Below are 24,970 nucleotides of genomic sequence, written 5' to 3' on the forward strand. Positions count from 1 at the left end.
GGGAGTCCGTTCAGAGGGAGGCGTGTTTGGGCGCGGCATAGATCGGGGCGGCGAACTTCGGCGTGCTCACATCCACCAGGGCTTCCAGCGCCGCGGTGACGTCGGCGAAGGTTTCAAACGGGTGGAAAGGACGATTTCGGCCGGCGGCGTATTCGGCCAGCCGGTCCTTGGCGAAGAGGATGTCCACGCGGCCGGAAACGCAGAAGTCCGAGCGGCCATCACCGATGAAGACGACGGGATCGCGCCGGAACGGCTTGGGCCGGACCGCCTCACATTTGCAGACTCCGGACGCCGCCGCGCAGCCATGGCGCGCCCAGGGCTGGTAGAGTTCCCGGGCGCCCGGCTCTCCGGCGAGGCGGTTGGCGACGATGGTCAGATCGTCCAGCCCCACGCGGCCGAGCAGACGGGTGATGAAATAGTCGACGCCGTCGCTGAGAATGGTGACCTCGAACTCCTGCGCCCGCGCCCATGCGATGAAGTCTACGAACCCGGGATCGATCTCGATCCCGTCCAGCACCGCGTCCAGATCCGCGTCCGTTCCGCCGACGAGCGCAATCTGGCGACGCATGCAGTCGGCGGCCGAAAGCGTGCCCGCCTCCCACTCGTCCTCCAGGGCGCGCCAGGCGGGATCGCCAAGGGCGGAAAGTACCGTGTCAGTGGTGTCCTTACGGCTGATGGTTCCGTCGAAGTCGCAGAAGATACGCATGGAATACGCCTCACGAGCGACCGCCTCTTGCGGTCCTGATGTGGCTGACGGAGGCCCTTTCGGCTTGCCTCAAAAAAAGTTGCGGGCCATGGAAAGGCCTTGCTGCGACGCGACCGATGTCCACAACCCGAACGAGACGTCAGCCCGGATCCTGGATGTGATTGCGCCCGATGCGCCCCCTCTGGTGGCTGCCTATTTCGCGAGGCGTGACAGCCTCGCCCGCTTCTTCCGCGCCCGTCTCGGCGACAGCGCCGAGGTCGAGGACTTTCTGCAGGAGCTGTATCTGAAGGTCGCCGTCGCCGAGGTCGGCGCCGAGGTCGAGAACCTGGGCGGCTATCTGTTCCGGTTGGCCTCCAACCTGTTGACCGATCGCTGGCGCTCGCGCGTGCAGTCGGTCTCGCGCGACCATGCCTGGCGGCTGGCCAACTATACGACCGGCCCGGTCGAGGACATCGACGACGCGCCTTCGGCGGACAAGGTCGTCGAACACCGTCAGAAGCTGGCGCTGCTGATGGCCGAGCTTGAGCGTTTGCCGAGACGCACCCAGCAGATCTTCCGGATGCACAAATTCGACGGGGTCACCTACGCAGGAGTGGCGGTCGCGCTCGGCATCTCCCAGAGTTCGGTGGAGAAGCATATGTCGGACGCGCTGCAGGCTCTGGCCGCGAAGGTGCGGCCATGACCGTCACTCTTTCGCCACAGAGCGTCAAAACCGCATGGGGTAGGGCTCGCCGGTCTTCGTCTATGCATAAGACGTCTTCCGACGCCGTATCGACCCGGTCCGCAGCATCATGACCCCGACCCGAGAACAGATCGCCGAGGCGTCCCGCTGGCATATCCGCCTGCAGGACGAGGCTGCGTCCGACGCCGAATGGAACGCCTTCTCCGACTGGCTGGAAGAAGATCCCGCGCACCGTCATGCCTATGACCGGGTCGAGGAAGCCTGGATCGTCATGGGGAGCACGCCCGAACCGGTGGCCGTTCCCGAGATCGTGGCCGCGAACGACGAAGTCGTCCTGCGGGGCCCGGAGGCGCGCAGACGCCGCCGCCCGGCCTGGCTGGTTCCCGGAGTGGCGGCGGCGGCCGCTGCAGTGCTGACCATCGGCCTTTGGCCGTCCCTGTCCGGCCAGGGGGGGCTGCAAACCTACCAGACGACAACGGCGCCAATGACCGTGGCGCTTAAGGACGGCACCCACATCTATCTCAACCGCGACACTGACCTGACCGTACGCATGGGCCGGGACCGCCGCTCGGTCACCCTGGGCGACGGAGAGGCCGCGTTTGATGTCACCCATGACCCTTCGAAGCCGTTCGAGATTCGGGCCGGCGCTCGTTCTGTTCGGGTATTGGGCACCGCATTCAATGTCCTCAACCACGAAGATCGCTTTGCGGTGGGTGTTGAGCGCGGCGTCGTCGCCGTAACCCCCGCCGGCGGATCGCCGACTGTCAGACTGGTCGCAGGCCAGAGCGTCGCCCAGACCGGAACCGGCCCGGCCACGACACGTCGGGTCAATCCTGGTCAGATCTCGGGCTGGCGACGCGGCGTCCTTGTCTATGAGGACCGGCCCCTGTCGGAGGTGGCGGCGGATATCTCGCGTTACACCGTGCATCCGCTGCTGGTCACCCCTGATGCCGGCGCCGTGCGCTTCACCGGCACCTTGAGGCTCGGCGACGAGGCGGCCATGATCGGCCAGTTGACCAGCTTCCTGCCGGTCGAGCGCGACACGACCTCTCCGGAACTGCGTCTGCGCAAACGTGCCACGCACTGAGGTCCGGCGAAACGCGGTGTTCGGCGCGACCCTGATGGCGCTGGGATGGGCGGTCGCGCCTCCGGTCGAGGCGGCGCCCCGGACGATCTCGTTCAACATCCCCGCACAGCGCGTCTCCACCGCGCTGCTGGAACTGGGCTTGCAGGCCCAGCTGTCACTGGGCGGCGAGGTCGCCGCCTGCAGGGGCCGGTCGCCGCGCATCGTCGGCTCGATGACACTGGATGCGGCCCTGACCCGTCTGTTGCAGGGATCAGGTTGCGCCTTCACCATCCGTCGGGACGGCGCCGTCATCGTGCGCAGCGCCCCGCCGCCACGCCCCGCCTCTCATCCGTCAATACCTCCGCCTCCCGAGCCCGCCGTCGATATCGTGTCGCAGGTCAGCGATGTCGTCGTCACCGGCGGCCGCCGTCCGGAGTTTCCCCTGCGGTCGCCCACGGCCATCACAGCAGTTACAGGCGCCCAGGTCCGGGACGCCGGGATCGAGGACGTCAATGGTCTGGCCGGCCTCGTCTCGGGAATGACGGTCACCAACCTGGGGCCGGGCCGCAACAAAATCTTCCTGAGAGGCCTGTCAGACGGCGCTTTCACAGGCCTTACCCAGTCGACGGTGGCCTTGTATCTCGACTTCGTTCCGGTGACCTACAATGCTCCGGACCCCGATCTAAAGCTGATCGACATCGACCGCGTCGAGGTTCTGCGTGGGCCCCAGGGCACGCTCTACGGCACGGGGCCGATCGGCGGCGTGGTCCGAATGGTCACCCGTCGCCCCTCCTTTGACCTGCCGTCCTTGGCCCTGGACGCGACGGGGTCCATCACTGAATCCGGAGGACTGAATACCGACCTGTCGGTCATCGCAAACAAGCCGTTGTTTGACGACCGGGTCGCGGTTCGCGCGGACGTCTACCGGGAGACCTTCAGCGGCTATGTCGACGATCTCAACCTGGGGCGAAACGTCAACAGCGGCCAGCGCGACGGCGCCCGTCTGGCGGTCTCGGCGCGCATCAATCCCGACTGGACCCTGACCGGCGGCCTGGTTCACCAGTCGATCAATACCGACGACACCCACTACGGCCAGCGTCAGAACGGCGCCCTGAAACGGCGCAATCTGGTGCGGGAGCCGCACGACAACGATTTCGACGAACTCTACGCCACGATCGAGGGCGGCGGGTCGTGGGGACGGGTCGTCGCCTCCGTCGCCGAGGTCAGTCACCATTTCGACAGCCGCTACGACGCCTCCGCCGCCCTGCCCGCCTTCGGTTCCACCGGACGAACGGGCGCGCTGGACGAGAGCAAGGCGATCGACCTGTTCGTGGCCGAACTCACCGTCTCCTCGCCACAGGACCGGCGGTTGAGGTGGCTCGCGGGCGGATTCGCCTCGACCAGCACCACCACCAGTTCGACCCTGCTGTCGCAACTCACCCCGACCCGCGCCGAAATCTATGACGAGGATCGCGCCGACACCCTGAACGACATCGCCGCCTTCGGCGAGATCGTGTTCGACCTGACCGATCGGCTGACCGCGACCGCCGGCGTCCGGTATTTCAACTTCGACTACGACGTCGACTCCACCGTGGGCCAGGCCGGAACGGAGCGCCGGTTCGCCGCCAGCGACACCGCGTCCGGCTTCTCTCCGAAGCTTGGTCTGGCCTACCGTCTGGGTGAGCAGATCAACCTCTACGCCCAGGTCTCGCAGGGGTATCGCGCCGGAGGGTTCAACACCGCCGGCCCCATCGGGCAGGTCTTCGACGGCGGCCCGGGGTCGCCTGCGCGGGAGTATCTGCCGGACGAGCTGTGGAACTACGAGATCGGCGCCAAATCCTCGTTTCTGGATGGACGCGCCACCGCCCGCATCGCCCTGTTCCATTCGACATGGAGCGATATCCAGAGCGACCAATTCCTGCCCAGCGGCCTCGCCTATGCCGTCAACGTCGGCAACGGGGCCAACGACGGTGTCGAAGTCGAGGCGGCCTGGCAGGTCACGGACGACTGGGCGCTGCGCGGCAATGCGGTCCTGGACGATCCCCAGATCACGACGCCCAGCCCCGATTTCGATTCCCGCGGGGATTCCGGCCTTCCCGGCGTGCCCGGCTTTTCGGCCAACATCGCCCTTCAGTATCGCAAAGCGCTGGACAAGGGCTTTACGCTCTCGGGGAACGCCAACCTGACCTATGTGGGAGCCTCGCGCCTGACCTTCTCCGGCGAGGACCGCTACCGGATGGGCGATTACGCCACCGGACGGATCGCCCTGGGGCTGTCACGCGACGACTGGTCGATCACGGCCTTTGTCGACAACCCGTTGGACAGCCGGGCGAACACCTTCTCGTTCGGCGACCCGTTCCGCCTCGCGGACGCCGCCGCCGTCACGCCCTTGCGCCCACGCACCGTGGGCCTCTCGGTCAACATCTTCAGATAATCGGAAAGCTGTGCAGTCATGCTGACCTGGCTGGTGAACAAGGCATTCGCTTCGGTGGTCCGGACGGGCCGTTTGACGGTGGTTCTGCCGGGCGGCGAGGCGCTGGCGTTCGGCGACGGGAGCGGACAGCCTGTCCGCATCCGCTTCACCGATCGCGGCAGCATCATCGGTGTGCTGACCAACCCCGACCTGCGGCTGGGCGAGGCCTTTACCGACGGTCGGATGATCATGGAGCAAGGCACGGTCTATGACCTGCTCTGCCTGATCATGAGCCAGCCTTCGGAACCCCGCAAACCTCTCGAGCGGTTCATCGAACGCAGCCGTCGGGCCTGGTCGTTGTGGAGGCAGCAGAACCTGCCCGGCCAGTCACGCCGCAACGTCGCCCACCACTATGACCTCGGCGACGACTTCTACGCCCTCTTCCTCGATCCCGACTGGCAGTATTCCTGCGCCTATTTCGAGAGCGACGACCAGAGCCTGGCCGACGCCCAACTGGCCAAGAAGCGCCATATCGCGGCCAAGCTTCTGGTTCGCCCCGGGGACCGGGTTCTGGACATCGGGTGCGGTTGGGGCGGGTTGGGCCTGTATCTGGCCGAGGTCGCGGACGCCGCCTCGGTGGTCGGCGTCACCTTGTCGGAGGAACAGCTTGCCCGGGCGCGTTCGCGAGCCAGCCGGTCACCACGCGGAGATCGGCTGGACTTCCGTATCCAGGACTACCGCGCCGTGCCCGAAACCTTTGACCGGATCGTGTCGGTGGGGATGTTCGAGCATGTCGGCCTGAACTTCTACGACACCTTCTTCGCCACCTGCCGCGAGCGGCTGACCGAGGACGGTGTCATGCTGTTGCACACCATCGGATCGTCGGACGAACCCACGGTGACCAACCCGTGGATGACCCGCTACATCTTCCCGGGAGGTCACCTGCCGTCGCTGTCGGACCTGGCGCCGGCGATCGAACGCTCCGGATTGGTGGTCACGGACGTCGAGGTGCTTCGACTTCACTATGCGAAGACACTGCGCGCCTGGCACGACGCCTTCGACGCGCGCCGCGCGGAGGCTGAAGCCATGTTCGACGCTCGCTTCTGCCGGATGTGGGAATTCTATCTGTCGCTGTCAGAGGCGGCCTTCCGCCATGAGGACATCGTCATCTTCCAACTTCAGTTGGCGCGCCGGCAGGAGAACGTGCCCGTGACCCGGGACTATCTGCCATTGGCCGAGGCGGCGCTGCGTCAGGCCGAAGCCGGAACAGCCCGGAAAGACGCCGCCTGATCGACCAGGGACGACTTACGACGGCGCCCGCCAAAGCCATTCGGCCCTACAGGGACGATGCAGGATCGGTAACTATCTTTTTTAAAAGGGGAAAATGGCGCACCCGACACGATTCGAACGTGTGACCTTTGCCTTCGGAGGGCAACGCTCTATCCAGCTGAGCTACGGGTGCATTCCGGCGACGACGCGACGGACGACGGGCCTTACAGCAGGATGCGGGCGTCCTCAATCCCAAAGCGATGAAGACCGGCGGCAAAGCAGACGATCGGCGCCTGCGTCTTGGCGAAAGCCGTATGCGGGCCTAGCGTCCGCGCCCTGACCGATCCCGGAGTTCCGCCATGCGCGCCGTCGTCCTGATGCTTCTGTTTCTGCTGGGCGCCTGCGCGACCGCGCCCCAGCCGGGTCGGGGGCCGGATGCGACCGGCGACAGCCTGGACGCCATAGCCCGCGACTACGTCGCCCTGACGCTGGAGATCGGCGAGCGCGAGCCCGGCTATGTCGACGCCTATTACGGCCCGGCCGAATGGCAGGCGGCGGCCAAGGCGAACCCGCGCACCGTGCCGCAACTGATCCAGGGCGCCGCCGGCCTGACCCAGCGTCTGGACGCCGTGTCCGACCGCGGCCTCGACGCCCGGAGCCTGCAGCGCCGCAAATACCTCAAGGCCCATGTCTCCGCCGCCTCGGCGCGCCTGCGGATGCTGTCGGGCGAAAAACTGGCTTTTGCGGACGAGGCCTATGCCCTGTTCGGCATCCGCCCCGAGCTAAAGCCGCTGGCGGACTACGACCCCATCCTGGCCCGCATCGACGCCATCGTCCCCGGAACCGGCCCGCTGACGCCCCGCATCGCCGCCTTCAAGGCCGGCTTCGTGATCCCGAAGGACCGGCTGGAGCCGGTGATCTCCGCCGCCATCGCCGAGTGCCGCAGACGCACCGCCGAACATATCGCCCTGCCCGCCAATGAACGCTTCACCCTCGCCTTCGTCGGCGACAAGCCGTGGTCGGGCTATAATTATTACCTCGGCGACGCGGCCTCGAAGATCGAGATCAACGCCGACTTTCCCATCGATGTGGACCGGGCGATCGATCTGGGCTGCCACGAGGGCTATCCCGGCCACCACGTCTACAACGCCCTGCTGGAGCGGACCTTCGTCAAGGAGAAGGGCTGGGTGGAGATGAGCGTCTATCCGCTGTTCTCGCCGATGTCCTTCGTCGCCGAGGGCAGCGCCAACTACGGCATCGACCTGGCCTTCCCGGGCGATGAGGCCCAGGTCTTCGAGCGCGACGTTCTGATGCCCCTGGCCGGTCTGCCGCGCGCCGACATCGTCGCCGACGCCGAACTGGGGCGACTCACCCGGCAGCTGGCGCGCGCAGAATACACCATCGCCGACGACTATCTGTCGGGCCGGATCGGCCGCGAGGAGAGCATCGCCCGGCTGTCGAAATATCTGCTGATGCAGCCGGACAAGGCGGCCCAGCGGCTGCGCTTCATCGACACCTACCGCAGCTACATCATCAACTACGGCCTCGGCCGCGACACGGTTCGGGCCTGGGTCGAAGGGCAGGGTTCGGACCATTGGCGCGGCATGGAGACCCTGCTGGCCAGCCAGATCCTGCCGGTGGATCTGCTGAAATAGGGTCGACCCTCGACCCTCACCCCTCATCCTGCTAACCACCGCACCGCATGAAATTCCCCGACCGCATCCCCCGCATCGCCCTCGCCGCCTATGGCTTCGCCCTGGCCATCATCGTTCTGGACCAGTGGAGCAAGGCCTACGTCCTGGGCGGGCTGGAGCTGCGTGACGTCGGCCGGGTGTTCGTCTTCCCACCCGTCTTCAACGTCAGCTATGTCGAGAACACCGGGGTCAGCTTCGGCCTGTTCGGCGGCGGCTCGGCGCGCTGGGTGCTGTCGCTGTTTTCCGTCGTCGTCGCCGCGGGACTGGCCTGGTGGGCCACCCAGGCCGACCGCCGCCTGCTGATCACCGCCATCGGCTTCGTCATCGGCGGAGCGCTCGGCAACGCCATCGACCGCATCCGCTTCGGCTACGTCGTCGATTTTCTGGACTTTTCCGGCACCGGCGTCTTCCCTTGGGTGTTCAACATCGCCGACAGCGCCATCACCGTCGGCGTGGTCCTGCTGATCCTCGACAGCGTTTTGTCGGATCGCCGCGCCGCTCAGGTTGGCGTGGTCCACGAAAAGTCGTAATCAGCCGCTCTTGAGTATTCCCCATTCTTGAGTGTCCTAGGGGCGCGCCCAACCAGCGTCGCCGGAGTTAAGCCCAGACATGCGCATTCGCAGCCTCGCCGTCGTCAGCCTGCTGGCCGTTTCCACCGTGGCGCTGGGCGCCTGTGGCGGCCTGAAGCAGACCATCGGCCTGACCAAGGTCGTCCCGGACGAGTTCGTCACCGTCTCGACCGCCCCGCTCAGCGTGCCGCCGGAATACGGCCTGCGTCCGCCGGCGCCCGGCCAACCGCGCCCGCAGGAACTGGCGCCGGAAAGCGCCGCCCGCCAGATCCTTCTGGGTCAGCGTCAGTCGATCACCCGCACTCCGGGCGAAACGACCCTGGTCAACGCCGCCGGCGCCGACCGCGCCGACCCCCTGGCCCGTTACGTCGTCGACGATGAGTTCGGCGACCTGACGCACAAGGAAGAAAGCTTCGCCAACCGCGTCATGTTCTGGCGCAAGGACAGCGCCGAGAGCCAGGCCCCGACGGTCAGCCAGACCGCCCAGGGCGCCGTGACCATCGACGCCGCCAGCGAACACGCCCGCCTGGAAGCCCTGACCGGCACGAACGCCGGCATCACCATCCAGCCGCGCCGCTCGAGCGGCTTCAAGCTGCCGGGCCTCTAGGGCTTTCCAGCCCCTTACACGCACTTGAGATAAGGACGCGCTTGCCACAGGCTTGTGCGTCCTTATTGTAAACGGACCCTATCGCATCCTCCCCGGAGCGTCGCATGTCCGAATCCATCACCGCCCTTCTCGCCGACCTGTCGGGCATCGACCAGCTTCGTCTCGGCATGGAGGGCAAGGCGCCGATCGCCCCCATCGCCAGGACCGTCGGCTTCGATCTCGTCGAAGTCGAGGAAGGCCGGGTGGTGTTCGAAGCCGTCCCCACACGCGCCGTCTACAATCCGCTCGGCACGGTCCACGGCGGCTGGATGGCCACGGTGCTCGATTCGGCCTGCGGCTGCGTGGTCCATTCCATGCTCAAACCCGGCCAAACCTATACGACGCTGGAGCTCAAGACCGTCTTCCATAAGGCGCTCAAGGCCGACGTCCCGGTCCGCGCCGTGGGCAAGATCGTTCAGATCGGCCGCCGCGCCGCCTTCTCCGAGGCAGAACTGAGAGGCCTGGACGGCAAGCTCTACGCCACCGCCACCTCGACGTGTCTGGTGATGGAACGCTGACCCGCGCGATAGCGGGCCTCGAGTAGCCCAAGGGGCGATAGGCCAAAAAGCAAAGGCAATAGGCGGCTTGCCGCCTATTGCGCGAGCATACCGCCGTCGATGCGGAACTCCGAACCCGTCACGAACTTGGATTCGTCCGAGGCCAGATAGAGCACGCAATAGGCCACGTCGTCGGGCTCCCCGATGCGCTTCAGCGGGATGCCGCGCGCCAGACGCTCGTGGGCCTTGGCCTCGTCGCCGTGGGCCATGGCGACGAAGGGATCCAGGATCGGCGTCTTGATGAAGACCGGGTGGACCGAGTTCGAGCGGACATTCCACTCCATCTTGGCGGCCTCCAGCGCGATGGTGCGGCTGTAGTTCCAGACCCCGGCCTTGGTGGCGTTATAGGCGCCCATGCCGGGCGCCGCGGCCAGACCGGCCATGGACGAGATGTTGATGATGGAAGCGGGTGCGGCGGCGCGCAGATGCGGCATGGCGTGTTTGCAGCCGAACATCACCGAGCGCAGGTTGATCTCATACTGGCGCTGCCAGTTCTCGGCCGTGTCCTCCTCGACGAAGACCAGCGGCCCGCCGACGCCGGCGTTGTTGATCAGCACCGACAGCCCGCCCATGTCGGAAGCGGCCGCGGCGACGACCGACACCCACTGCTCTTCCGACGCCACATCATGGGCATAGGCAAAGGCTGACCCCGGAATCTCCGCATCGATCGCCTTGGCCAGAGCCTCGGCGCGGCCGCCGTCGATGTCGCTGAGGGCGACCTTGGCCCCCTCGCGCGCCAGCATCCAGGCGAAGGCCTCGCCCAGCCCCCCTGCGGCGCCCGTGATCAGGGCCTTCTTGCCTTCGACGCGTCCAGTCATGCCTTCGCTCCCAGCATTTGCGCGGCCTCGTCGATGAAACGGGCCATCTTGATATCGAGTTCGGTGACGCCTCCGGCGTCATGGGTGGTCAGAACCACGCTGACCCGGTTGTAGACATTCGACCATTCCGGATGGTGGTCCATCTTGTCGGCCATCAGGGCGACACGGGTCATGAAGCCGAATGCGGCGTTGAAATCCTTGAAGATCAGGTTGCGGGAAATGGCCGGACGCGGATCGTCCGCACGGCTCCACAGGGGCAGGGCGGCCAGAGTTTCCGCAACGTCAACAGGCATTTGCGCCATTTTATGTTCCTCGCCTCTCTCCGCCCTAGCCTTCTCGACGGTCCCTCACAAGCGCGCATCGCGACAAAGGAACGCAGTCCCAAGCTTGGGCGTTACCGAGCGTCGCCATTCATTGGCATGCTTCAACGGAGTGGACCCATGGACAATCTCTGGATCGCTTCGCTCGACCCCGCCGACCGCAAGCGGATCGAGCCGCACCTGCGCGAAAAGGCCTTCGATCAGGGCCAGATCATCTACGACGCCGGCGAGGCCGTCGACGAAGTCTGGTTCCCGCTCAAGGGCGTGGTCTCGCTGATGACCATGCTGCCCGACGACAAGATGATCGAAACCGCCGCCATCGGCCGCGAGGGTCTGGTCGGGGTCACCTGCGGCCCCATGAACGCCCGCGCCTTCAGCCGGGCGATCTCGCAGTCCGAAGGCGTTGCCGCCTGCCTGCCCAACGATATCTTCTCCGATGCCCTCGGCAAGAGCGAGGCGATGCGGGTCTCTCTGTCGAAGTTCACCGAAGGGCTGTTCGCCCAGGTTCAGCAGACCGCCGCCTGCAACGCCCAGCACCGTCTGGATGAACGGCTCGCCCGCTGGCTGCTGACCATCCACGACCGGTCCGAGGGCAACCGCTTCGAACTGACCCAGTCCGATGTCGCCGGCATGCTGGGCGTGCGCCGCGCCACGGTCAGCGAGGTCGGCGCCGTGCTTGAGGGCAAGCACCTGATCAAGCGCGGTCGCGGCTGGGTCGAGGTCACGGACCGCAAGGCGCTCGAACAGGCGTCGTGCGGCTGCTACGGGGTCATGCGCGGCGTCATGCATGATCTGGGTCTGCCGCGCCCGCGAGCCAGCTAGACTGTTCGCAACCGGCCGGATCGCGGTAAGGGTGGCGGCATGTCCGATGCGTCCCACAACGATCCGGCCGAGCCCGCCCAGACCGCAGGCCAGACGGCGACGAAGCCCGTGCCAAACTGGCGGCCATGGCTGGTCAAGGGCGCCTTCGAAAGCGCCCTGATCATCCTGTCGGTGATCGTCGCCATGGCCGTCTCCCAATGGGCCGACGACCAGAAGACGGCGGCCCGCGTGAAGGAGATGCGCGGCTTCCTGCGCGCCGAGATCCAGGCCAACCGCGACCTGATCGCCCATCCCGACGCCCTGCCCCACCATGAGCGGCTGAAGCAGGTCTTCGGCGAGAGCATGGGGTCGCTGGAAGCACCCGTGTCGCGCGAGGCCGCCGTCGGCGCCGCCCGCAGCCTGTTCGCCACCGGCCTGCACCCCACCCACGTCAGCGACGCTGTCTGGACCAGCCTCTCGGGCGGCGAGCTTATGGAGCATATGGACCCCCGCGAGGTCTTCATGCTGGCCGCCCTCTATCGGGACCAGGGCAATCTGGATGACGTGAACCTGGCCGGCTATGAGGCCGCGACCGGCCTTGTCGAGCTACTGGCGACGGGCGAGGACGCCAAGGTGCGACTGATGCGGACCCTCCTGATGCTGGAGGACATGGTCGCCCAGGAGAGGCGGTTGATCGCCCTCTATGACCAGGCCCTGGCCGAGCTGGACGACGCGCCCCGCGTGGTGGTCAGCGCCCAATCGAAGAGCGGGACAAACAGGCCCGGTGACGCCGCGCCTGCGAAGAGCTAGACCCCTGTCATGACCAGCGCCTCCTCCCCCGGCCCTCACGATTTCGGCCCCCATTCGTCGGGCGACACCTCCTCCTTCGGCTTCCGCGACGTCGACGCCAAGGAGAAGGTGAAGATGGTGCGCGGCGTCTTCGACAGCGCCTCCAGCTACGACCTGATGAACGACCTGATGAGCGGCGGCGTCCACCGGCTCTGGAAGGACGCGGCGGCGGCCAAACTCAATCCGCGTCCGGGCGAGACCATCCTCGACGTCGCGGGCGGCACCGGCGACATGGCGCGCCGCTACTCGAAGATGGCGCGCCGGGCCCAGGAACGGCGCGGTGGCGACGACGCCTCGGTCATCGTGCTCGACTACAACGCCGAGATGATCATGGCCGGCGTCCAGAAGGGCGGCGAGCCTGAGATGCAGTGGACCGTCGGCGACGCCATGCATCTGCCCCTGCCCGACGCCTCGGTCGACGCCTATTCGATCAGCTTCGGCATTCGCAACGTCGCCGACATCGCCGTCGCCCTGTCCGAGGCGCGTCGGGTGCTCAAGCCCGGCGGCCGCTTCCTGTGCCTGGAGTTCTCGCGTCCCACGACCGAGGTCATCCGTCAGGCCTATGACGCCTGGTCCTTCCACGCCATTCCGGCCATCGGCCAGTGGGTCGCCCACGACCGCGACAGCTACCAGTATCTGGTCGAGAGCATCCGCCGCTTCCCCGACCAGTCGACCTTCAAGGCGATGATCGAGACGGCGGGCTTCCGCAATGTCTCGGTGACCAATCTGTCGGGCGGGGTCGCGGCCATCCACTTCGGGTGGGCGATCTGACCACGCCGCCGTCTCCCGACCCCGCGACCTTCAGGGTCGCTCCGGCCGCGCCGAAGGCCGTGCCCGTGCGCGATCCCGTCGGCGCGGCCTGGCGGCTGATGGGCTGGGGCTCGGTCCTCGCCCGTCACGACGCCCTGATCCCGCGCGAGATCACTCCTCTGCTGCCCGCCTGGGTCCGGCCGATCGCCGCCTTCATCCATCTGTTCGCCGGGCGTGAGGGCCGGGAGGGCCGGCCCGGCCAGCGTCTGGGCAAGGCCTTCGAGCATCTGGGTCCCGTGGCCATCAAACTGGGTCAGGTCCTCGCCACCCGCGCCGACATCTTCGGCGGGGAGTTCGCCACCGACCTCGGCCGCCTCAAGGACAAGCTCGCCCCCTTCCCCACCGATCAGGCGCGGCGCGAGATCGAACGGTCCCTGGGCCGACCGGTCGACAGCCTCTTCCTCGACTTCGGCGATCCCATCGGCGCGGCCTCGCTCGCCCAGGCCCACCCGGCCTGGCTCGCCGACGGCCGCAAGGTGGCGGTCAAGATCCTGCGTCCCGGCGTCGAGCGCCGCGTGGCGCGGGGGCTGGATTCCATGCGTCTGGCCGCCCGGCTGGTGCACCGTTTCGTGCCCGTCGCCCGCCGTCTGGAGCCCGACGCCTTCGTCGAGACCATCGCCCGCTCGATGGAGCTGGAGCTGGACATGCGTCTGGAGGCCGCCGCCGCCTCCGAGATGAAGGACATCATGGACAAGGCCGCGTCGGAAGACGGCGCCCATATGACCGCGCCGGGCGTGGTCTGGGACGGGGTCGGCAAGCGGGTCCTGACACTGGAATGGGCCAACGGCATGCCCATGACGGACCCGCTGTGCATCGAACAGCCGGGCCTCGACAAGGACGCCCTGGCCGACAATGTCGTGCGCGCCTTCCTCAGCCAGGCGCTGGACTACGGCGCCTTCCACGCCGATCTGCACGAGGGCAACCTCTTCGCCTCGGCTCCCGCCGAGCTGACCGCCGTTGACTTCGGCATCGTGGGTCGACTGGGTCCGGGGGAGCGGCGCTACCTCGCGGAAATCCTCTGGGGCTTCCTGCAGCGCGACTATCCCCGCATCGCCCGGGTGCATTTCGAGGCCGGCTATGTCCCGCCCAACCATTCGGTCGAGGCCTTCGCCCAGGCCCTGCGCGCGGTCGGCGAGCCGGTCATCGGCAAACAGGCGTCCCAGGTCTCCATGGGCCGGTTGCTGGGCCAGCTGTTCGAGATCACGGCCCTGTTCGACATGCATCTGCGGCCCGAGCTGATCCTGCTTCAGAAGACCATGGTCTCGGTCGAGGGCGTGGCCCGCCGCCTCAACCCCGACCACGACCTCTGGGCCGCCGCCCGGCCTGTGGTCGAACGCTGGATCCTGCGCGAGCTCGGCCCCCGGGCCCAGATCCGTGACGGCGTCCGCGAACTCATCTCCGGCGCCCGCGCCCTGTCGCGTCTGGTGCAGGATCCGCCGCGTCCCGAGACGGTCGTGATCGAGAAGTACGGAACACCCGCCTGGCTGGTGGTTTGTATCAGCGTTGCAACAAGCGCCTCCATCGGCGCCCTTCTTCTGTCCATTTGGTCGATCATCCATCGGTGACGACCGGTTTCGCGGATCCCACCATGACCAAGACCACCCTGACGGGCCTCGCGGCTCTCGCCGCCGCCCTGGTCCTCCCGGCCGTCGCCTCGGCCCAGTCGCTCGGAGCCGCGGGCACCCTGCCCAACACCTTCGACCGCCCGGCCTCGCAAGCGCCTCAGACGCCACAGGCCCAGGTCACCGTCCCGTCCGACGCGACCATCACGCCTTCTGATCCCGCCAGGGTCGCCGCCGCCGAGACCGCGCTCAAGGCGACCATCGCCGCCATGCAGGCGGGAACGCCCAACTATGACGCCATGACCCCGGACCTCGCCGCCAAGGTCCGCGAACAGGCCGCGACGGTCACGCCCCTGATCCAGGGCTTCGGAACCCTGAACGGCCTCAGCCACGTCGGGACCCAGAACGGCGCGGAGCTGTTCCTGGTCATGTTCGCCAACGCCCCGACCCAGTGGATCATCAATCTGACGCCCGAGGGCAAGATCAACGCCTTGCTGTTCCGCCCGGCCCCGGCCGCGCCCGCTACCTGATACGCCTTCCTCCTCTCTCTCCACTCCGGATATCCCCATGCGAAAGTCTCTGGCCGCCCTCGGCCCGATCGCGATCGGCTGCCTTGCGATAACCTGCGCCGCCTGCGCCTCCGGTCCTGATCGTGTCCCCGGCGGGCCGGGCGGGCCGGGCGGGCCCGGTGGTCCCGAAGGCGGCCATGAGGGTGGGCCACCCATGGCGCCGGGCCTGTTCGTCAGCCCCTTCGGCGAGCCCTTCCGCTCCGGACCGGGCGAGCCCTACCCGGTCGCCGCCTGGTTCGCGGGGGCGGACACGGATCACGACGGCAAGCTGACCCGCGCCGAGTTCATGGCCGACGGCGTGCGCTGGTTCGACCGGCTGGATGTCAACAAGGACGGCGATATCGGCCAGGCCGAGATCGTCGCCTATGAGGCCATGGCCGCTCAACTGGGCGGCGGCATGAGAGGCCCGGGCGGCGGCCCCGGGAGTCCGGGTGGCGGCGGCCGCTGGGGCGGGCGTCCCGGCGGCGCGCCGGGCGGTGGGGCCTCTCTGGCCGATAACGATCAGGAAGGCGGGGGCATGCCCGGCGGCGGCATGGGAGGTCCGGGCGGCGGCGGCGGTCGCGGCAGTCGCGGCATGGACCAGGCTCCGCGCGGCGGCGGCCATCGCGCCATGGCGGCGACCTCCATCCTCGCCATGGCCGGACTTCTGAACGTGCCCGAACCGGTCAAGGCGGCCGACGTCGACGTCAACCAGCGCATCACCCCTGAGGAATGGGCCCGCGCCGGCGACCGCTGGTTCGACCTGCTGGACACGGACAAGGACGGCGTCCTGACCCTGGCCGAACTGCCGAAGACCCAGCTGCAGGAAGGCCGCGGCCAAGGCAGAGGCATGGGACACGGCGGGCGTCGCCGCTAGTCGGTCGACACCGGCTTCCCGCGTCCGCTCTTGATGCCCGACCGGTGCGACTTGGCCACCAGCCGCCGCTCCTTCGAGGCCCGGGTCGGCTTCGTCGGAACGCGATAGGTCGGGGCCACCGAGGCCTTGTCGACCAGTTCCTGCAGCCGCTCGATGGCGTCGGCGCGGTTGCGTTCCTGGGTGCGGAAGCGGACGGCGGTGATCAGGATCACCCCGTCCAGCGTCAGCCGGCTGCCCGCCAGCTTCATCAGCCGCTCGCGCACCGGATCACGCAGGGACGGCGAGTTCTTCGCATCGAACCGCATCTGGACGGCGGTGGCGACCTTGTTGACGTTCTGGCCGCCCGGACCGCCCGCGCGATAGAAGCGAAACTCCAGCTCGTCCTCGGGGATGGTCGTCATTGAGGCGGCGCTCCGGCGGCCTGCAACGCCAGCGCCCGCTTCGCCTTGACCACAGCCTGATCCAGCGCCTGCAGGAAGTTGGACCGGTCCTTCGGCCCGAACGGCGGCGGGCCCGAGGTCGCCACCCCGATCGACCGCAGATGCTCGCCCACCATCCGCCCGGCAAGGGCCGAGCCGATCATGTCCGGGGTGAAGAACTGGCCATTGGACTTGATCGCCTGCGCCCCCGCTTTCAGGCAGCGGTCGGCCAGCGGGATATCGGCCGTGATCACTACATCGCCCGTCACCGCGCGTTCTGCTATCCAGTCGTCGGCGACGTCCGGCCCCGCATCGACCACGACCTGTTCGATCCACTTTTCGCGCGGGGTGTTGATCCAGCTGTTGGACACCACGAACACATGCAGGCCGTACCGCGCGCCCACGCGATAGACCTCGTCCTTCACCGGACAGGCGTCGGCGTCGATGAACAGGCGGGGAAGGGTCGTCATTCCCGCCGTTTATCCCTTCTCCCCTTGCGGGAGAAGGTGGCACGCGGAGCGTGACGGATGAGGGGTCACGCCGTCGAGGCCGGTGAGGGTCTTCACGCCGCGCAGACGTTCATGCCTGCACGACCCCTCATCCGACCTCGCTGCGCTCGGCCACCTTCTCCCGCAGGGGGAGAAGGGCGCTGTCTCTTACTGCGGGTTGTAAGCCGCCGGCATGCCGCTCGCCTGCGCGCCGCCGTTGCGATAGCGGTCGCGCAGCAGGAACTGGCGGCTCGAGAGCGGCTGTTCCTGACCGGCGATGAAGACGTTGGTCGCCGTCGTTAGAGGCTCAAGCGGGTCGCCGGTCCAGACCACGACGTCGGCGGCGGCGCCGGGCGTCAGCTCGCCCGCCTGACCGGCCTCGCCGAAGATCTTCGCCGGATTGACCGTCATCGCCGCGATGGCCGCCGCATAGGGCAGGCCGTGGGACACGGCGTTGCCGGCGTTGTAGCGCATCTCGCGGGCGCGGTGGATCGAACCCTCATTGCCCTTGATGGCGATGGTCACGCCAGCCGCGTTCAGCGCCGCCGCATTCTCCATCCGCGCCGCCCGGGTCTCGAAATCACCGGGCAGGTTGTCGATCGGGTTGATCAGCGCGGGCACGCCTGCGGCGGCGATGTCGGCGGCGACCAGCCAGCCTTCTTCGGCGCCGTCCAGGATGACCTTGACGCCCTCCTCCCTGGCCAGACGCAGCACCTGCTGGATGTCCGAGGCCCGGTGCACCGTGACGATCAGCGGCATCGAGCCGTTGGCGACCGGGATCAGGGCCTCCAGATCGGCGCGCGACAGGCTGAGGTCGCGCAGGGCCGCGCGGTCATAGGCGGCCTTGTTGCGGGCATAGAGGCGGACCTCGGCCAGGGTTTCCTTGAACTGGATGAACTCGGCCCCGCGCGCGCCGCCGGCGACGCGGGCGCCCGCCTCGCCGAACGGAGCGATCATGGCCACGCGCGGCTTGACCAGGATGTCATTGCCCTGCGCCAGGGTGATGATCGCGGCTTGCCCGGCGAACAGACCCGGCGACTGCAGACCGCCGCCGCCCAGACCGGCGAAGTCGTCCTCGCCGTCGTCCTTGTGGTTGCCGCCGCCGCCGCCCGGATGGTTCGGCACGACGATGGCCCGGGTGATGCCGCCCAGACGCGCCACCGGCAGGGTGAAGGACCAGGGGTCCAGCCCGTAGGAGACGTCGAACGAGGCCGAGATCGTATTGGCGCCGCTGGCCAGATCGTTGGAGCCCTGCACCGAAGACACTTCCGAGCCGCCGAGGCCTGAGTCGACCGCGATGAAGCCGGGGGCGACCGTCTTGCCCGTGGCGTCGATGACGCGGGCGCCGGCGGGGGCCGGACCGGTTCCGACCGAGACCACCCGCCCGTTCTGGATCACCACCGTGCCGTTCTCGATCACCGAGGTCCCGGTCAGCACCTTGCCGCCGGTGATGGCGACCGGGGTGGACTGGGCGAAGGCCGCGCCGGCGAAGGCGAAGGCCGTGACGGCGCCCAGAAGGGCGCTCTTGGTCATGAGGCGGCGCATCAGCGGGCTCCCTCGTTCACGGTGGCGGCGGTCATGCCATATCCGGGCTGGCCCAGCTCGAAGTCGGAGGTCGGCTGATAGGCCGGGTCGAACCGGTCGAAGGCCTTGCCGCCGTCGACGAAGACTTGATCGGCGCGGGCGTAGACCGAGAAGGGATCGGCGGACCAGATCACCACGTCGGCGCGCTTGCCGGCTTCCAGCGAACCGGTCTGGTCGGCGATGCCGATGGCTTTCGCGGCGTTTAGCGTGAACCAGGCGACCGCGTGTTCCTCGGAAATGTTCAGACCGGCGGCGCGACCGGCGGCCAGGGTCGCGGCGGCTTCCTGATTGAGGCGCTGGGTCAGCTGCGGGTCGTCGGAGTGGATGACGGCGCAGGAGCCTTCTGGCGCGTCGACCAGGGCGGCGTTGGACTCGACCGCGTCCAGCCCCTCCATCTTGAAGCCCCACCAGCCGGACCACATGGCCGCGCAGACGTGCTCGCGGGCCAGCAGCGGCGCGATCTTGTAGGCCTCGATGGCGTGGTGGAAGGTCGTGACGCGGTAGCCGAACTCTTTCGCGATATCGAGCATGACGATCATCTCGTCGGCCCGGTAGCAGTGGTTCTCGACCAGGATCTTGCCGTCCAGAACGTCGGCCAGGGTCTCGAGCTGCAGGTTGCGGGTGGGCGGATCGCCCTTGCCCGTCTCACGCCACTTGTCCCACTTGGCCTTGTAGTCGCGCGCGGCGATGAAGGCGGCGCGGTAGCCGGCGACATTGCCCATGCCGGTCGCCGGCGACTGGTTGCGCGAGCCATAGACGCGGCTGGGGTTCTCGCCGCAGGCCATCTTCAGCGAATAGGGGGCGTCGGGCAGTTTCATGCCCTGGACGCTCATCGCCGGGACGTTGCGCAGGGTCACGCCGCGGCCGCCGAACAGGTTCGCCGAACCGGGCAGGATGTGGAGGGTGGTGACGCCGCCGGCGCGGGCGGTGTTGAAGCCCGGATCCTGCGGCCAGACCGAATGCTCGGCCCAGACCTGGGCGGTGTTGGGGTTGGTGGCCTCATTGCCGTCCGACATCCCCTGCACGCCCGGCGACGGATAGACGCCGAGGTGGGAGTGCACGTCGATCACGCCAGGGGTCACATAGCGCCCCTTGGCGTCGATGACGGTGTAGCCGGCCGGGATGGCCAGATCGGCGCCGCCGACCGCCTGGACCTTGCCGTCGGCCATCAGGACGACGCCGTTCTCGATCTTCTGGCCCGTGCCCGTGAACACCGTCGCGCCCACGATCGCCGAGTTCTGGCGCGGCAGGGGCTGGTAGGTCGAGGGATAGGGGTCGTGGTTGGCCGCATAGTCGAGGCCCGGCGCGAGCGGGTCAGGCGCCTTGCTCTCGGCGCTGGCGCTCGACGAAGAGGATGAGGTTCCGGTCGTGGCGCAGGCCGACAGACCGAATGCGCCGACCATGGCGCAGGCGAGCACGCCGAGGCTGGCTCCCCGCAGGCGAGACATCTTCATGGATATTCCCCGTGTCCCCGACCACCGCCGGGCTTTCCGAACGGCGACATAGAAACGGTGCGTTCCCCGACCTGTAAAGGTCGAAAATCAGCAAGCGGACAATCTTGTCCGGACAGTCTCGTCGTCGAGGTTGTCGACCGTGACCCGCTTCAACCGCGACTGGGCGCCGCGGGTCAGAACGACCAACGATCGCGGAACGCCGAGTGTCTTGGCCAACAATTTCACAAGGGCTTCATTCGCCTCGCCTTCTACCGGGCGGGCGCGGACGCGGACCTTCAACACAGGCCGTCCATCCGCATCGACATCCCATCCGTCCACCTGATCGGCGGAGGCTCCGGGGGTCAGTCTGACGGCGAGGCGAGCGGTCACGCCCGCCCCGCGATCAGTGCAGTCATCAGCCGAGCGCAGCCATGAGCTCGGGCACGACAGTCTTGTAGTCGCCGACGATGCCGTAGTCCGCGACCTGGAAGATCGGGGCGTCGGGATCCTTGTTGATGGCGACGATGATCTTGGAGTCCTTCATCCCGGCCAGGTGCTGGATGGCGCCCGAAATGCCGATGGCGATGTACAGGGCCGGCGCCACGACCTTGCCGGTCTGGCCGACCTGATAGTCGTTCGGGGCGTAACCCGCGTCCACGGCGGCGCGCGAGGCGCCGATGGCGGCGCCCAGCTTGTCGGCCAGGGGCTCCATCACGGCGTGGAACTCTTCGGACGAGCCCAGGGCGCGACCGCCGGAGACGATGATCTTGGCGGCGCCCAGTTCCGGACGGTCCGACTTGACCAGTTCCTCGCCGACGAAGGTCGTCTTGGGCGCTTCCGAACCGGCGACGGTCTCGACCGAGGCCGACCCGCCTTCCGCCGCGGCGGCGAAGCCGGTCGGACGCACGGTGATGATCTTCTTGGCGTCCGACGACTGGACCGTCTCCAGCGCGTTGCCGGCGTAGATCGGGCGCACGAAGGTGTCGGCCGAGACGACCTCGACGATGTCCGAGATCGGGGCGACATCCAGCTTGGCGGCGATGCGCGGCATGAAGTTCTTGCCGTCCATGGTGGCGGGCGACAGGATCGCGTCATAGCCCGGCGCCAGGGCGATCACGGTCGCCTCGACGGCCTCGGCGAGGGTGTGGCCCAGGCCGGCGCTTTCGGCCAGCAGGACCTTGCGGACCCCGGCGATCTTCGCGGCGGCGTCAGCGGCGGCCTTGGCCCCCTGACCGACGACCAGGATGTCCACGTCGCCGCCGATGGCGGTGGCGGCGGTGACGGTCTTGTTGGTGGTGTCGCGAACGGTCGAGCCGTCGTGATCGGCGATGACGAGGACGGCCATTTACAGGGCTCCCGCGGTCTTGAGTTTGGAGACGAGTTCGGCGGCGTCGGCCACCTTGATGCCGGCCGAGCGGGTCGCCGGGGCCGTGACCTTCAGGACCTTCAGCCGGTCGGCGACGTCCACGCCATAGTCGGCGACCGCCTTCACGGCGATCTCCTTCTTCTTGGCCTTCATGATGTTGGGCAGGGAGGCATAGCGCGGGGTATTGAGGCGCAGGTCCACCGTGACCACGGCCGGCAGGGTCGCCGCGAGGGTCTGCAGGCCGCCGTCGACTTCACGCGTCACGGTCGCCTTGCCATCGCCGATCACGACCTTGGAGGCGAAGGTGGCTTGCGGCCAGTCCAGCAGGGCCGCCAGCATCTGGCCGACAGCATTGTTGTCGCCGTCGATCGACTGTTTGCCCATCAGGACCAGGTTGGGCTTTTCTTCCTCGACCACGGCCTTGAGCAGCTTGGCGATGGCCAGCGGCTCCAGGTCGGCGTCCGACTGGATCAGGATGCCGCGATCCGCGCCCATGGCCAGGGCGGTGCGGATGGTTTCCTGGGCCTGGGTCACGCCGATGGACACGACCACGATCTCGGCGGCGGTGCCGGCGGCGTGATGTTCCTTGCCTTCCTTCAGGCGCACGGCCTCTTCGACGGCGATTTCGTCGAACGGGTTCATGCTCATCTTGACGTTGGCGAGATCGACGCCCGTCTGATCCGCCTTGACGCGGGCCTTGACGTTATAGTCGATCACCCGTTTGACGGGGACGAGTACCTTCATGGGAAGCCTATCCATATCTTCGTCGAATTGTTGGGGCAGGGAATGGTACGGGCCGGAGCCCCTGTCAACGTAACGTAGCGTGAACTAAATGGGCCCAACCGCTCGAAAAGTTCGCCGTAGAGAGACCGCATGCATCGCTTCCTGAGCATCAAACGCCTGAGCTTCATGTTCTTTGGCCTGTTCGCGGTCCTGGTCGCCGGGGCCATGACCTTCCAGGCCTTCTGGCTGAACCCCGGCAAGCGCTGCGAGGCCGACGGCAACTGGTACGACGTCGAGAGCCGCACCTGCGCGACGCCCATCTACATTCCCGACATCACCCACCGTCCGGCCGGCGTGACCCGCGCCCAGGCCTCGGCCGCGAAGAACGCCGAACTGGTCAGGCTGGAAAACCAGGCCGTGATCCAGCAGGCCGCCATCGACGCCGCCGTCCAGAAGGAGCGGGACAAGATGAAGGCTTCGGGGCACTAGAGTACTTTTGCAGGGGATCGGCTCGGTATGACGTTCGCGCTTCTCCCGGCCGCGCTCGCCGTCCTGGGCGCCGGGCAGGCCGCTGCGCCGGCCCCGCCCGCCGGGCCGCCTCTGACCCTGGCCCAGGCCGACGCCCTGTCGGATTCGGACCTCGCCCGCCGGGCCCTCGGCCAGCTCGCCGATCTGGTCGTGGCCGTTCATCGCGATCCCGGCTTTCGTCCGCCGCTCAGCTTCGCCCGCAAGGATCTGATGTGGGCGACCTTCGACCTTCGGCCGCGCCCCGCCTTCGGGTCCGACGGCGTCTGCACCCTGCGCACCGTCACGGTCAGCTTCGGCGATGCTCCCGACGCTGAACATTGGCCGGACCTGCCCCGGCGGCCAGGCTCGCCTCAACCGATATTCGACCCCAGCGAGCCTCCTCGGGATCCCGATCATCCGGTCCGGGTCGACGATATCAAGACGGACCTGCTCTACAGACTGCTGCCGCCCGGCGCCCCGGCGGAGGCCTGTTCAGGCTTCACCGATCGTTCCGGCTTCTTCTTCGCGCCTGACGCCGGCGTGGCCCAGTTGGCCGGAATCTTCATCGACCGGATCCGCGAGGGTCTGGTTCAGGCGGAGCCGCCCTTCGTTCTGGACTGCGCCCCGGCTGGCGAGGGCTGCGATGCTCAGACACGGCGTCTGACTCGCGACGGGATTGTCTCGATCGAACGCTGTCCCGACGTTCGCCCGGAAACCCTGCCGCCGGGCGGTGAATGTCTCGCGGTCACCTTCGCGGACCGCCAGATCGGGTTCGGCAGCGCGACCACCATTCGCAGCCAGATCACCGGCCGGGCGACCTACGGCGACGGCGAGGTCCGGGTCAGCATCGATCGCGTGGGCCTTTCGACCTGGATGACCATCGTCGACTGAGGCCGCTCTCACGAGGGGCGTCTGATGTGCTACGGTCCGCCCCATGAGCGATCCCACAGACGAGACCCCCGACCAGATCGCGGGCGACATCCCCGGCGAGACCCCGATCCAGAAGGCTCTGCGGCTGAAGAAGGCGGTTCAGGACGCCAAGCCCAAGCCGCCGCGCGGGGGCCGCTTCCAGCGCGAACAGGCCGCCCGCGTCGCCGCAGGCAAGTCCAAGCCCTGGATGTCGAAGTGACGTGAGCGGGCTGAAGTCCGCCAGACGGTTTCGATACGACCCGGTCCGCCAGATGCGGCGTCTCCGACGCTGGGCCGCGTCGTTGCAGTTTCCCGAAACGCCGTACGAGGGCGCGGGCTACTATCACTGGAAGCTGGCCATGCCCCAGGTCATGGTCTCTCCGCCACATGGGAGGCTGCCAGTTCAATCGGCCTGCGCCCAGGTGCTGATCGACACGACGGAAAGGCTCATTCTTTCCAGGCCGCGACACCTTGGGCATGTCCGGGCGGTGACGATCCTGGGCTTCCCGGACATGTTCAGCAGCGAGATCTGCCTGTTCTTCGATCCCGACTATTTCGCGGGCTTTTGCGATCGGGATTTGGAGGAGCAGCGGTGGAGCCCCAGACCGGCCGCCGATCTCGTCGAGACCCTGAACCTCTCCCTGCCGGCCGGGTTCGGCGTACGCGGTTTCGACGAGGTCTGCCGCGACGTTTCCTTCGACCCGCCGTGGACCAGCGCCAATCAGGTCTGGCTGATCGGGGAGGTCGACGGCTAGAAGACCGGAACGGGTCTCGCCGACTCTACCGCGTCCCGCCCGGAACCCATTTCACGTCATCCGCCCCGTTCGCATTGGCGCGGCGGGCGGCGACGAACAGGTGGTCGGACAGGCGGTTCAGATAGCGCAGGGCCTCGGGCGTGATCGGGGTTCCGGTTTCGGCCAGGCGGATGGCGTCGCGCTCGGCCCGGCGCGCCACGGTGCGGGCCAGATGCAGGTAGGTGGCCAGCGGCGAGCCGCCCGGCAGGATGAAGCTGTCCAGCGCCTTCAGGCTCTCGTTCATCCAGTCGATCTCGGCCTCAAGCCGGTCGATCTGCGAGGCGACGATACGCAGCGCCTCCCATTTCGGCGGCGGATCCAGAGGGGTGGCGAGGTCGGCGCCCAGATCGAACAACTCATTCTGGATCCGGCCCAGCATGGCGTCGATGCGGTCGTTCTGGCCCGAATGCAGCCGGGCCACCCCGATCACCGCATTCAGCTCGTCCACCGTGCCATAGGCCTCGACCCGGACATCGGTCTTGGACACTCGGGCGCCCGAGGCCAGACCGGTCGTGCCGGCGTCCCCGGTGCGGGTGTAGATCTTGTTCAGGACGACCACG

29 protein-coding genes and 1 tRNA gene are annotated in these 24,970 nt (G+C 67.7%); 18 read left to right on the forward strand and 12 right to left on the reverse strand.

Features of this window, described 5'->3' with window-relative positions:
• Positions 1–10 precede the first annotated feature (10 nt).
• Positions 11–706: an MtnX-like HAD-IB family phosphatase gene (locus ACW172_RS04615; protein WP_492034015.1), complete on the reverse strand. Its 696-nt coding sequence runs from the start codon at positions 704–706 to the stop codon at positions 11–13.
• Positions 707–794: 88 nt separating this feature from the next.
• Here ACW172_RS04615 and ACW172_RS04620 point away from each other — a divergent pair, with 88 nt between their 5' ends.
• The 4 genes from ACW172_RS04620 (at position 795) to ACW172_RS04635 (ending at position 6,157) form a co-directional block, all read left to right on the forward strand.
• A complete protein-coding gene (locus tag ACW172_RS04620) occupies positions 795–1,388 on the forward strand; it encodes an RNA polymerase sigma factor (RefSeq protein WP_492034016.1) in 594 nt (197 codons plus the stop codon).
• 109 nt (positions 1,389–1,497) lie between these two features.
• Positions 1,498–2,475 carry a FecR family protein gene (locus ACW172_RS04625; RefSeq protein ID WP_492034017.1) on the forward strand — a complete coding sequence of 326 codons (978 nt, stop codon included), beginning with the start codon at positions 1,498–1,500 and terminating at the stop codon, positions 2,473–2,475.
• Between the two features lie 16 nt (positions 2,476–2,491).
• Positions 2,492–4,888: a TonB-dependent receptor gene (locus ACW172_RS04630; protein WP_492034018.1), complete on the forward strand. Its 2,397-nt coding sequence runs from the start codon at positions 2,492–2,494 to the stop codon at positions 4,886–4,888.
• A gap of 18 nt (positions 4,889–4,906) precedes the next feature.
• Positions 4,907–6,157: a class I SAM-dependent methyltransferase gene (locus ACW172_RS04635; protein WP_492034019.1), complete on the forward strand. Its 1,251-nt coding sequence runs from the start codon at positions 4,907–4,909 to the stop codon at positions 6,155–6,157.
• A gap of 95 nt (positions 6,158–6,252) precedes the next feature.
• Here the strand turns inward: ACW172_RS04635 and ACW172_RS04640 are convergent.
• Positions 6,253–6,329: transfer RNA gene (locus ACW172_RS04640), tRNA-Arg, on the reverse strand.
• Between the two features lie 166 nt (positions 6,330–6,495).
• Here ACW172_RS04640 and ACW172_RS04645 point away from each other — a divergent pair.
• From ACW172_RS04645 to ACW172_RS04660, 4 genes are all read left to right on the forward strand, one after another.
• On the forward strand, positions 6,496–7,791 hold the full coding sequence (locus tag ACW172_RS04645; RefSeq protein ID WP_492034020.1) for a hypothetical protein: 1,296 nt from the start codon (positions 6,496–6,498) through the stop codon (positions 7,789–7,791).
• Between the two features lie 47 nt (positions 7,792–7,838).
• A complete protein-coding gene (lspA, locus tag ACW172_RS04650) occupies positions 7,839–8,360 on the forward strand; it encodes a signal peptidase II (RefSeq protein WP_492034021.1) in 522 nt (173 codons plus the stop codon).
• 79 nt (positions 8,361–8,439) lie between these two features.
• Entirely contained in the window at positions 8,440–9,006 is a 567-nt protein-coding gene (locus ACW172_RS04655; RefSeq protein ID WP_492034022.1) for a DUF3035 domain-containing protein, read from the forward strand.
• A gap of 104 nt (positions 9,007–9,110) precedes the next feature.
• On the forward strand, positions 9,111–9,563 hold the full coding sequence (locus tag ACW172_RS04660; RefSeq protein ID WP_492034023.1) for a PaaI family thioesterase: 453 nt from the start codon (positions 9,111–9,113) through the stop codon (positions 9,561–9,563).
• Between the two features lie 74 nt (positions 9,564–9,637).
• Here the strand turns inward: ACW172_RS04660 and ACW172_RS04665 are convergent, their stop codons facing one another.
• Positions 9,638–10,420, reverse strand: a complete 783-nt coding sequence (locus ACW172_RS04665) for an SDR family oxidoreductase (protein WP_492034024.1) — start codon at positions 10,418–10,420, stop codon at positions 9,638–9,640.
• Positions 10,417–10,722, reverse strand: a complete 306-nt coding sequence (locus ACW172_RS04670; protein WP_492034025.1) for a 4a-hydroxytetrahydrobiopterin dehydratase — start codon at positions 10,720–10,722, stop codon at positions 10,417–10,419. The genes ACW172_RS04665 and ACW172_RS04670 overlap by 4 nt, the downstream gene beginning before the upstream one ends.
• 138 nt (positions 10,723–10,860) lie before the next feature.
• On the opposite strand from ACW172_RS04670, the gene ACW172_RS04675 reads away from it, so the two are divergent.
• The 6 genes from ACW172_RS04675 (at position 10,861) to ACW172_RS04700 (ending at position 16,187) form a co-directional block, all read left to right on the forward strand.
• A complete protein-coding gene (locus ACW172_RS04675) occupies positions 10,861–11,562 on the forward strand; it encodes a Crp/Fnr family transcriptional regulator (RefSeq protein ID WP_492034026.1) in 702 nt (233 codons plus the stop codon).
• 39 nt (positions 11,563–11,601) lie between these two features.
• The gene (locus ACW172_RS04680) at positions 11,602–12,351 is read left to right on the forward strand and encodes a hypothetical protein (RefSeq protein ID WP_492034027.1); all 750 of its coding nucleotides are present in this window, start codon (positions 11,602–11,604) and stop codon (positions 12,349–12,351) included.
• Positions 12,352–12,360: 9 nt separating this feature from the next.
• Positions 12,361–13,161 carry a class I SAM-dependent methyltransferase gene (locus ACW172_RS04685; RefSeq protein ID WP_492034028.1) on the forward strand — a complete coding sequence of 267 codons (801 nt, stop codon included), beginning with the start codon at positions 12,361–12,363 and terminating at the stop codon, positions 13,159–13,161.
• Positions 13,162–13,259: 98 nt separating this feature from the next.
• Entirely contained in the window at positions 13,260–14,765 is a 1,506-nt protein-coding gene (gene ubiB, locus ACW172_RS04690; protein ID WP_492034938.1) for a 2-polyprenylphenol 6-hydroxylase, read from the forward strand.
• 23 nt (positions 14,766–14,788) lie between these two features.
• Positions 14,789–15,292, forward strand: coding sequence for a hypothetical protein (locus ACW172_RS04695; protein WP_492034029.1), 504 nt, complete (start codon positions 14,789–14,791; stop codon positions 15,290–15,292).
• A 37-nt stretch (positions 15,293–15,329) separates the two neighbouring features.
• Positions 15,330–16,187 (forward strand): EF-hand domain-containing protein, encoded by an 858-nt coding sequence (locus ACW172_RS04700; protein WP_492034030.1) that lies wholly within the window; start codon positions 15,330–15,332, stop codon positions 16,185–16,187.
• On the opposite strand, the gene arfB is transcribed toward ACW172_RS04700, so the two are convergent.
• The 7 genes from arfB to ACW172_RS04735 all read right to left on the reverse strand — a co-directional run bounded on the left by arfB (position 16,184) and on the right by ACW172_RS04735 (position 22,221).
• Positions 16,184–16,588: an alternative ribosome rescue aminoacyl-tRNA hydrolase ArfB gene (arfB, locus tag ACW172_RS04705; RefSeq protein ID WP_492034031.1), complete on the reverse strand. Its 405-nt coding sequence runs from the start codon at positions 16,586–16,588 to the stop codon at positions 16,184–16,186. The genes ACW172_RS04700 and arfB overlap by 4 nt on opposite strands.
• Positions 16,585–17,076, reverse strand: a complete 492-nt coding sequence (locus ACW172_RS04710) for a YaiI/YqxD family protein (RefSeq protein ID WP_492034032.1) — start codon at positions 17,074–17,076, stop codon at positions 16,585–16,587. The genes arfB and ACW172_RS04710 overlap by 4 nt, the downstream gene beginning before the upstream one ends.
• A gap of 186 nt (positions 17,077–17,262) precedes the next feature.
• Complete coding sequence (locus ACW172_RS04715; protein ID WP_492034033.1) at positions 17,263–18,639, reverse strand: amidohydrolase family protein; 1,377 nt, start codon at positions 18,637–18,639, stop codon at positions 17,263–17,265.
• A complete protein-coding gene (locus ACW172_RS04720) occupies positions 18,639–20,132 on the reverse strand; it encodes an amidohydrolase (RefSeq protein ID WP_492034034.1) in 1,494 nt (497 codons plus the stop codon). Before ACW172_RS04720 ends, ACW172_RS04715 begins: the two co-directional genes overlap by 1 nt.
• An 87-nt stretch (positions 20,133–20,219) precedes the next feature.
• Positions 20,220–20,501, reverse strand: a complete 282-nt coding sequence (locus ACW172_RS04725; protein ID WP_492034035.1) for a DUF167 domain-containing protein — start codon at positions 20,499–20,501, stop codon at positions 20,220–20,222.
• Between the two features lie 25 nt (positions 20,502–20,526).
• The gene (locus ACW172_RS04730; RefSeq protein WP_492034036.1) at positions 20,527–21,456 is read right to left on the reverse strand and encodes an electron transfer flavoprotein subunit alpha/FixB family protein; all 930 of its coding nucleotides are present in this window, start codon (positions 21,454–21,456) and stop codon (positions 20,527–20,529) included.
• Positions 21,457–22,221 (reverse strand): electron transfer flavoprotein subunit beta/FixA family protein, encoded by a 765-nt coding sequence (locus ACW172_RS04735; RefSeq protein WP_492034037.1) that lies wholly within the window; start codon positions 22,219–22,221, stop codon positions 21,457–21,459.
• Between the two features lie 129 nt (positions 22,222–22,350).
• On the opposite strand from ACW172_RS04735, the gene ACW172_RS04740 reads away from it, so the two are divergent.
• Genes ACW172_RS04740 through ACW172_RS04755 form a run of 4 tightly spaced genes read left to right on the forward strand, consistent with a single transcriptional unit; the run spans position 22,351 to position 24,371 of the window.
• Positions 22,351–22,689, forward strand: coding sequence for a hypothetical protein (locus tag ACW172_RS04740; protein ID WP_492034038.1), 339 nt, complete (start codon positions 22,351–22,353; stop codon positions 22,687–22,689).
• 27 nt (positions 22,690–22,716) lie between these two features.
• Entirely contained in the window at positions 22,717–23,598 is an 882-nt protein-coding gene (locus tag ACW172_RS04745) for a hypothetical protein (RefSeq protein WP_492034039.1), read from the forward strand.
• A gap of 43 nt (positions 23,599–23,641) precedes the next feature.
• Complete coding sequence (locus ACW172_RS04750; protein WP_492034040.1) at positions 23,642–23,836, forward strand: hypothetical protein; 195 nt, start codon at positions 23,642–23,644, stop codon at positions 23,834–23,836.
• 1 nt (position 23,837) lies between these two features.
• Positions 23,838–24,371, forward strand: coding sequence for a DUF3916 domain-containing protein (locus ACW172_RS04755; RefSeq protein WP_492034041.1), 534 nt, complete (start codon positions 23,838–23,840; stop codon positions 24,369–24,371).
• 25 nt (positions 24,372–24,396) lie between these two features.
• Here ACW172_RS04755 and ACW172_RS04760 read toward each other — a convergent pair whose 3' ends face one another.
• Entirely contained in the window at positions 24,397–24,969 is a 573-nt protein-coding gene (locus ACW172_RS04760) for a cob(I)yrinic acid a,c-diamide adenosyltransferase (protein WP_492034042.1), read from the reverse strand.
• Position 24,970: the final 1 nt, after the last annotated feature.

The organism is Brevundimonas sp. ALps5 (assembly GCF_058681645.1).

Excerpts from the sequence above, each read along its gene's own strand:
- ACW172_RS04615 (WP_492034015.1), bottom strand. The coding sequence starts at position 706 with ATGCGTATCTTCTGCGACTTCGACGGAACCATCAGCCGTAAGGACACC.
- ACW172_RS04620 (WP_492034016.1), top strand. The coding sequence starts at position 795 with ATGGAAAGGCCTTGCTGCGACGCGACCGATGTCCACAACCCGAACGAG.
- ACW172_RS04625 (WP_492034017.1), top strand. The coding sequence starts at position 1,498 with ATGACCCCGACCCGAGAACAGATCGCCGAGGCGTCCCGCTGGCATATC.
- ACW172_RS04635 (WP_492034019.1), top strand. The coding sequence starts at position 4,907 with ATGCTGACCTGGCTGGTGAACAAGGCATTCGCTTCGGTGGTCCGGACG.
- ACW172_RS04645 (WP_492034020.1), top strand. The coding sequence starts at position 6,496 with ATGCGCGCCGTCGTCCTGATGCTTCTGTTTCTGCTGGGCGCCTGCGCG.
- lspA (WP_492034021.1), top strand. The coding sequence starts at position 7,839 with ATGAAATTCCCCGACCGCATCCCCCGCATCGCCCTCGCCGCCTATGGC.
- ACW172_RS04655 (WP_492034022.1), top strand. The coding sequence starts at position 8,440 with ATGCGCATTCGCAGCCTCGCCGTCGTCAGCCTGCTGGCCGTTTCCACC.
- ACW172_RS04660 (WP_492034023.1), top strand. The coding sequence starts at position 9,111 with ATGTCCGAATCCATCACCGCCCTTCTCGCCGACCTGTCGGGCATCGAC.
- ACW172_RS04665 (WP_492034024.1), bottom strand. The coding sequence starts at position 10,420 with ATGACTGGACGCGTCGAAGGCAAGAAGGCCCTGATCACGGGCGCCGCA.
- ACW172_RS04670 (WP_492034025.1), bottom strand. The coding sequence starts at position 10,722 with ATGGCGCAAATGCCTGTTGACGTTGCGGAAACTCTGGCCGCCCTGCCC.
- ACW172_RS04675 (WP_492034026.1), top strand. The coding sequence starts at position 10,861 with ATGGACAATCTCTGGATCGCTTCGCTCGACCCCGCCGACCGCAAGCGG.
- ACW172_RS04680 (WP_492034027.1), top strand. The coding sequence starts at position 11,602 with ATGTCCGATGCGTCCCACAACGATCCGGCCGAGCCCGCCCAGACCGCA.
- ACW172_RS04685 (WP_492034028.1), top strand. The coding sequence starts at position 12,361 with ATGACCAGCGCCTCCTCCCCCGGCCCTCACGATTTCGGCCCCCATTCG.
- ubiB (WP_492034938.1), top strand. The coding sequence starts at position 13,260 with ATGGGCTGGGGCTCGGTCCTCGCCCGTCACGACGCCCTGATCCCGCGC.
- ACW172_RS04695 (WP_492034029.1), top strand. The coding sequence starts at position 14,789 with ATGACCAAGACCACCCTGACGGGCCTCGCGGCTCTCGCCGCCGCCCTG.
- ACW172_RS04700 (WP_492034030.1), top strand. The coding sequence starts at position 15,330 with ATGCGAAAGTCTCTGGCCGCCCTCGGCCCGATCGCGATCGGCTGCCTT.
- arfB (WP_492034031.1), bottom strand. The coding sequence starts at position 16,588 with ATGACGACCATCCCCGAGGACGAGCTGGAGTTTCGCTTCTATCGCGCG.
- ACW172_RS04710 (WP_492034032.1), bottom strand. The coding sequence starts at position 17,076 with ATGACGACCCTTCCCCGCCTGTTCATCGACGCCGACGCCTGTCCGGTG.
- ACW172_RS04715 (WP_492034033.1), bottom strand. The coding sequence starts at position 18,639 with ATGCGCCGCCTCATGACCAAGAGCGCCCTTCTGGGCGCCGTCACGGCC.
- ACW172_RS04720 (WP_492034034.1), bottom strand. The coding sequence starts at position 20,132 with ATGAAGATGTCTCGCCTGCGGGGAGCCAGCCTCGGCGTGCTCGCCTGC.
- ACW172_RS04730 (WP_492034036.1), bottom strand. The coding sequence starts at position 21,456 with ATGGCCGTCCTCGTCATCGCCGATCACGACGGCTCGACCGTTCGCGAC.
- ACW172_RS04735 (WP_492034037.1), bottom strand. The coding sequence starts at position 22,221 with ATGAAGGTACTCGTCCCCGTCAAACGGGTGATCGACTATAACGTCAAG.
- ACW172_RS04740 (WP_492034038.1), top strand. The coding sequence starts at position 22,351 with ATGCATCGCTTCCTGAGCATCAAACGCCTGAGCTTCATGTTCTTTGGC.
- ACW172_RS04745 (WP_492034039.1), top strand. The coding sequence starts at position 22,717 with ATGACGTTCGCGCTTCTCCCGGCCGCGCTCGCCGTCCTGGGCGCCGGG.
- ACW172_RS04750 (WP_492034040.1), top strand. The coding sequence starts at position 23,642 with ATGAGCGATCCCACAGACGAGACCCCCGACCAGATCGCGGGCGACATC.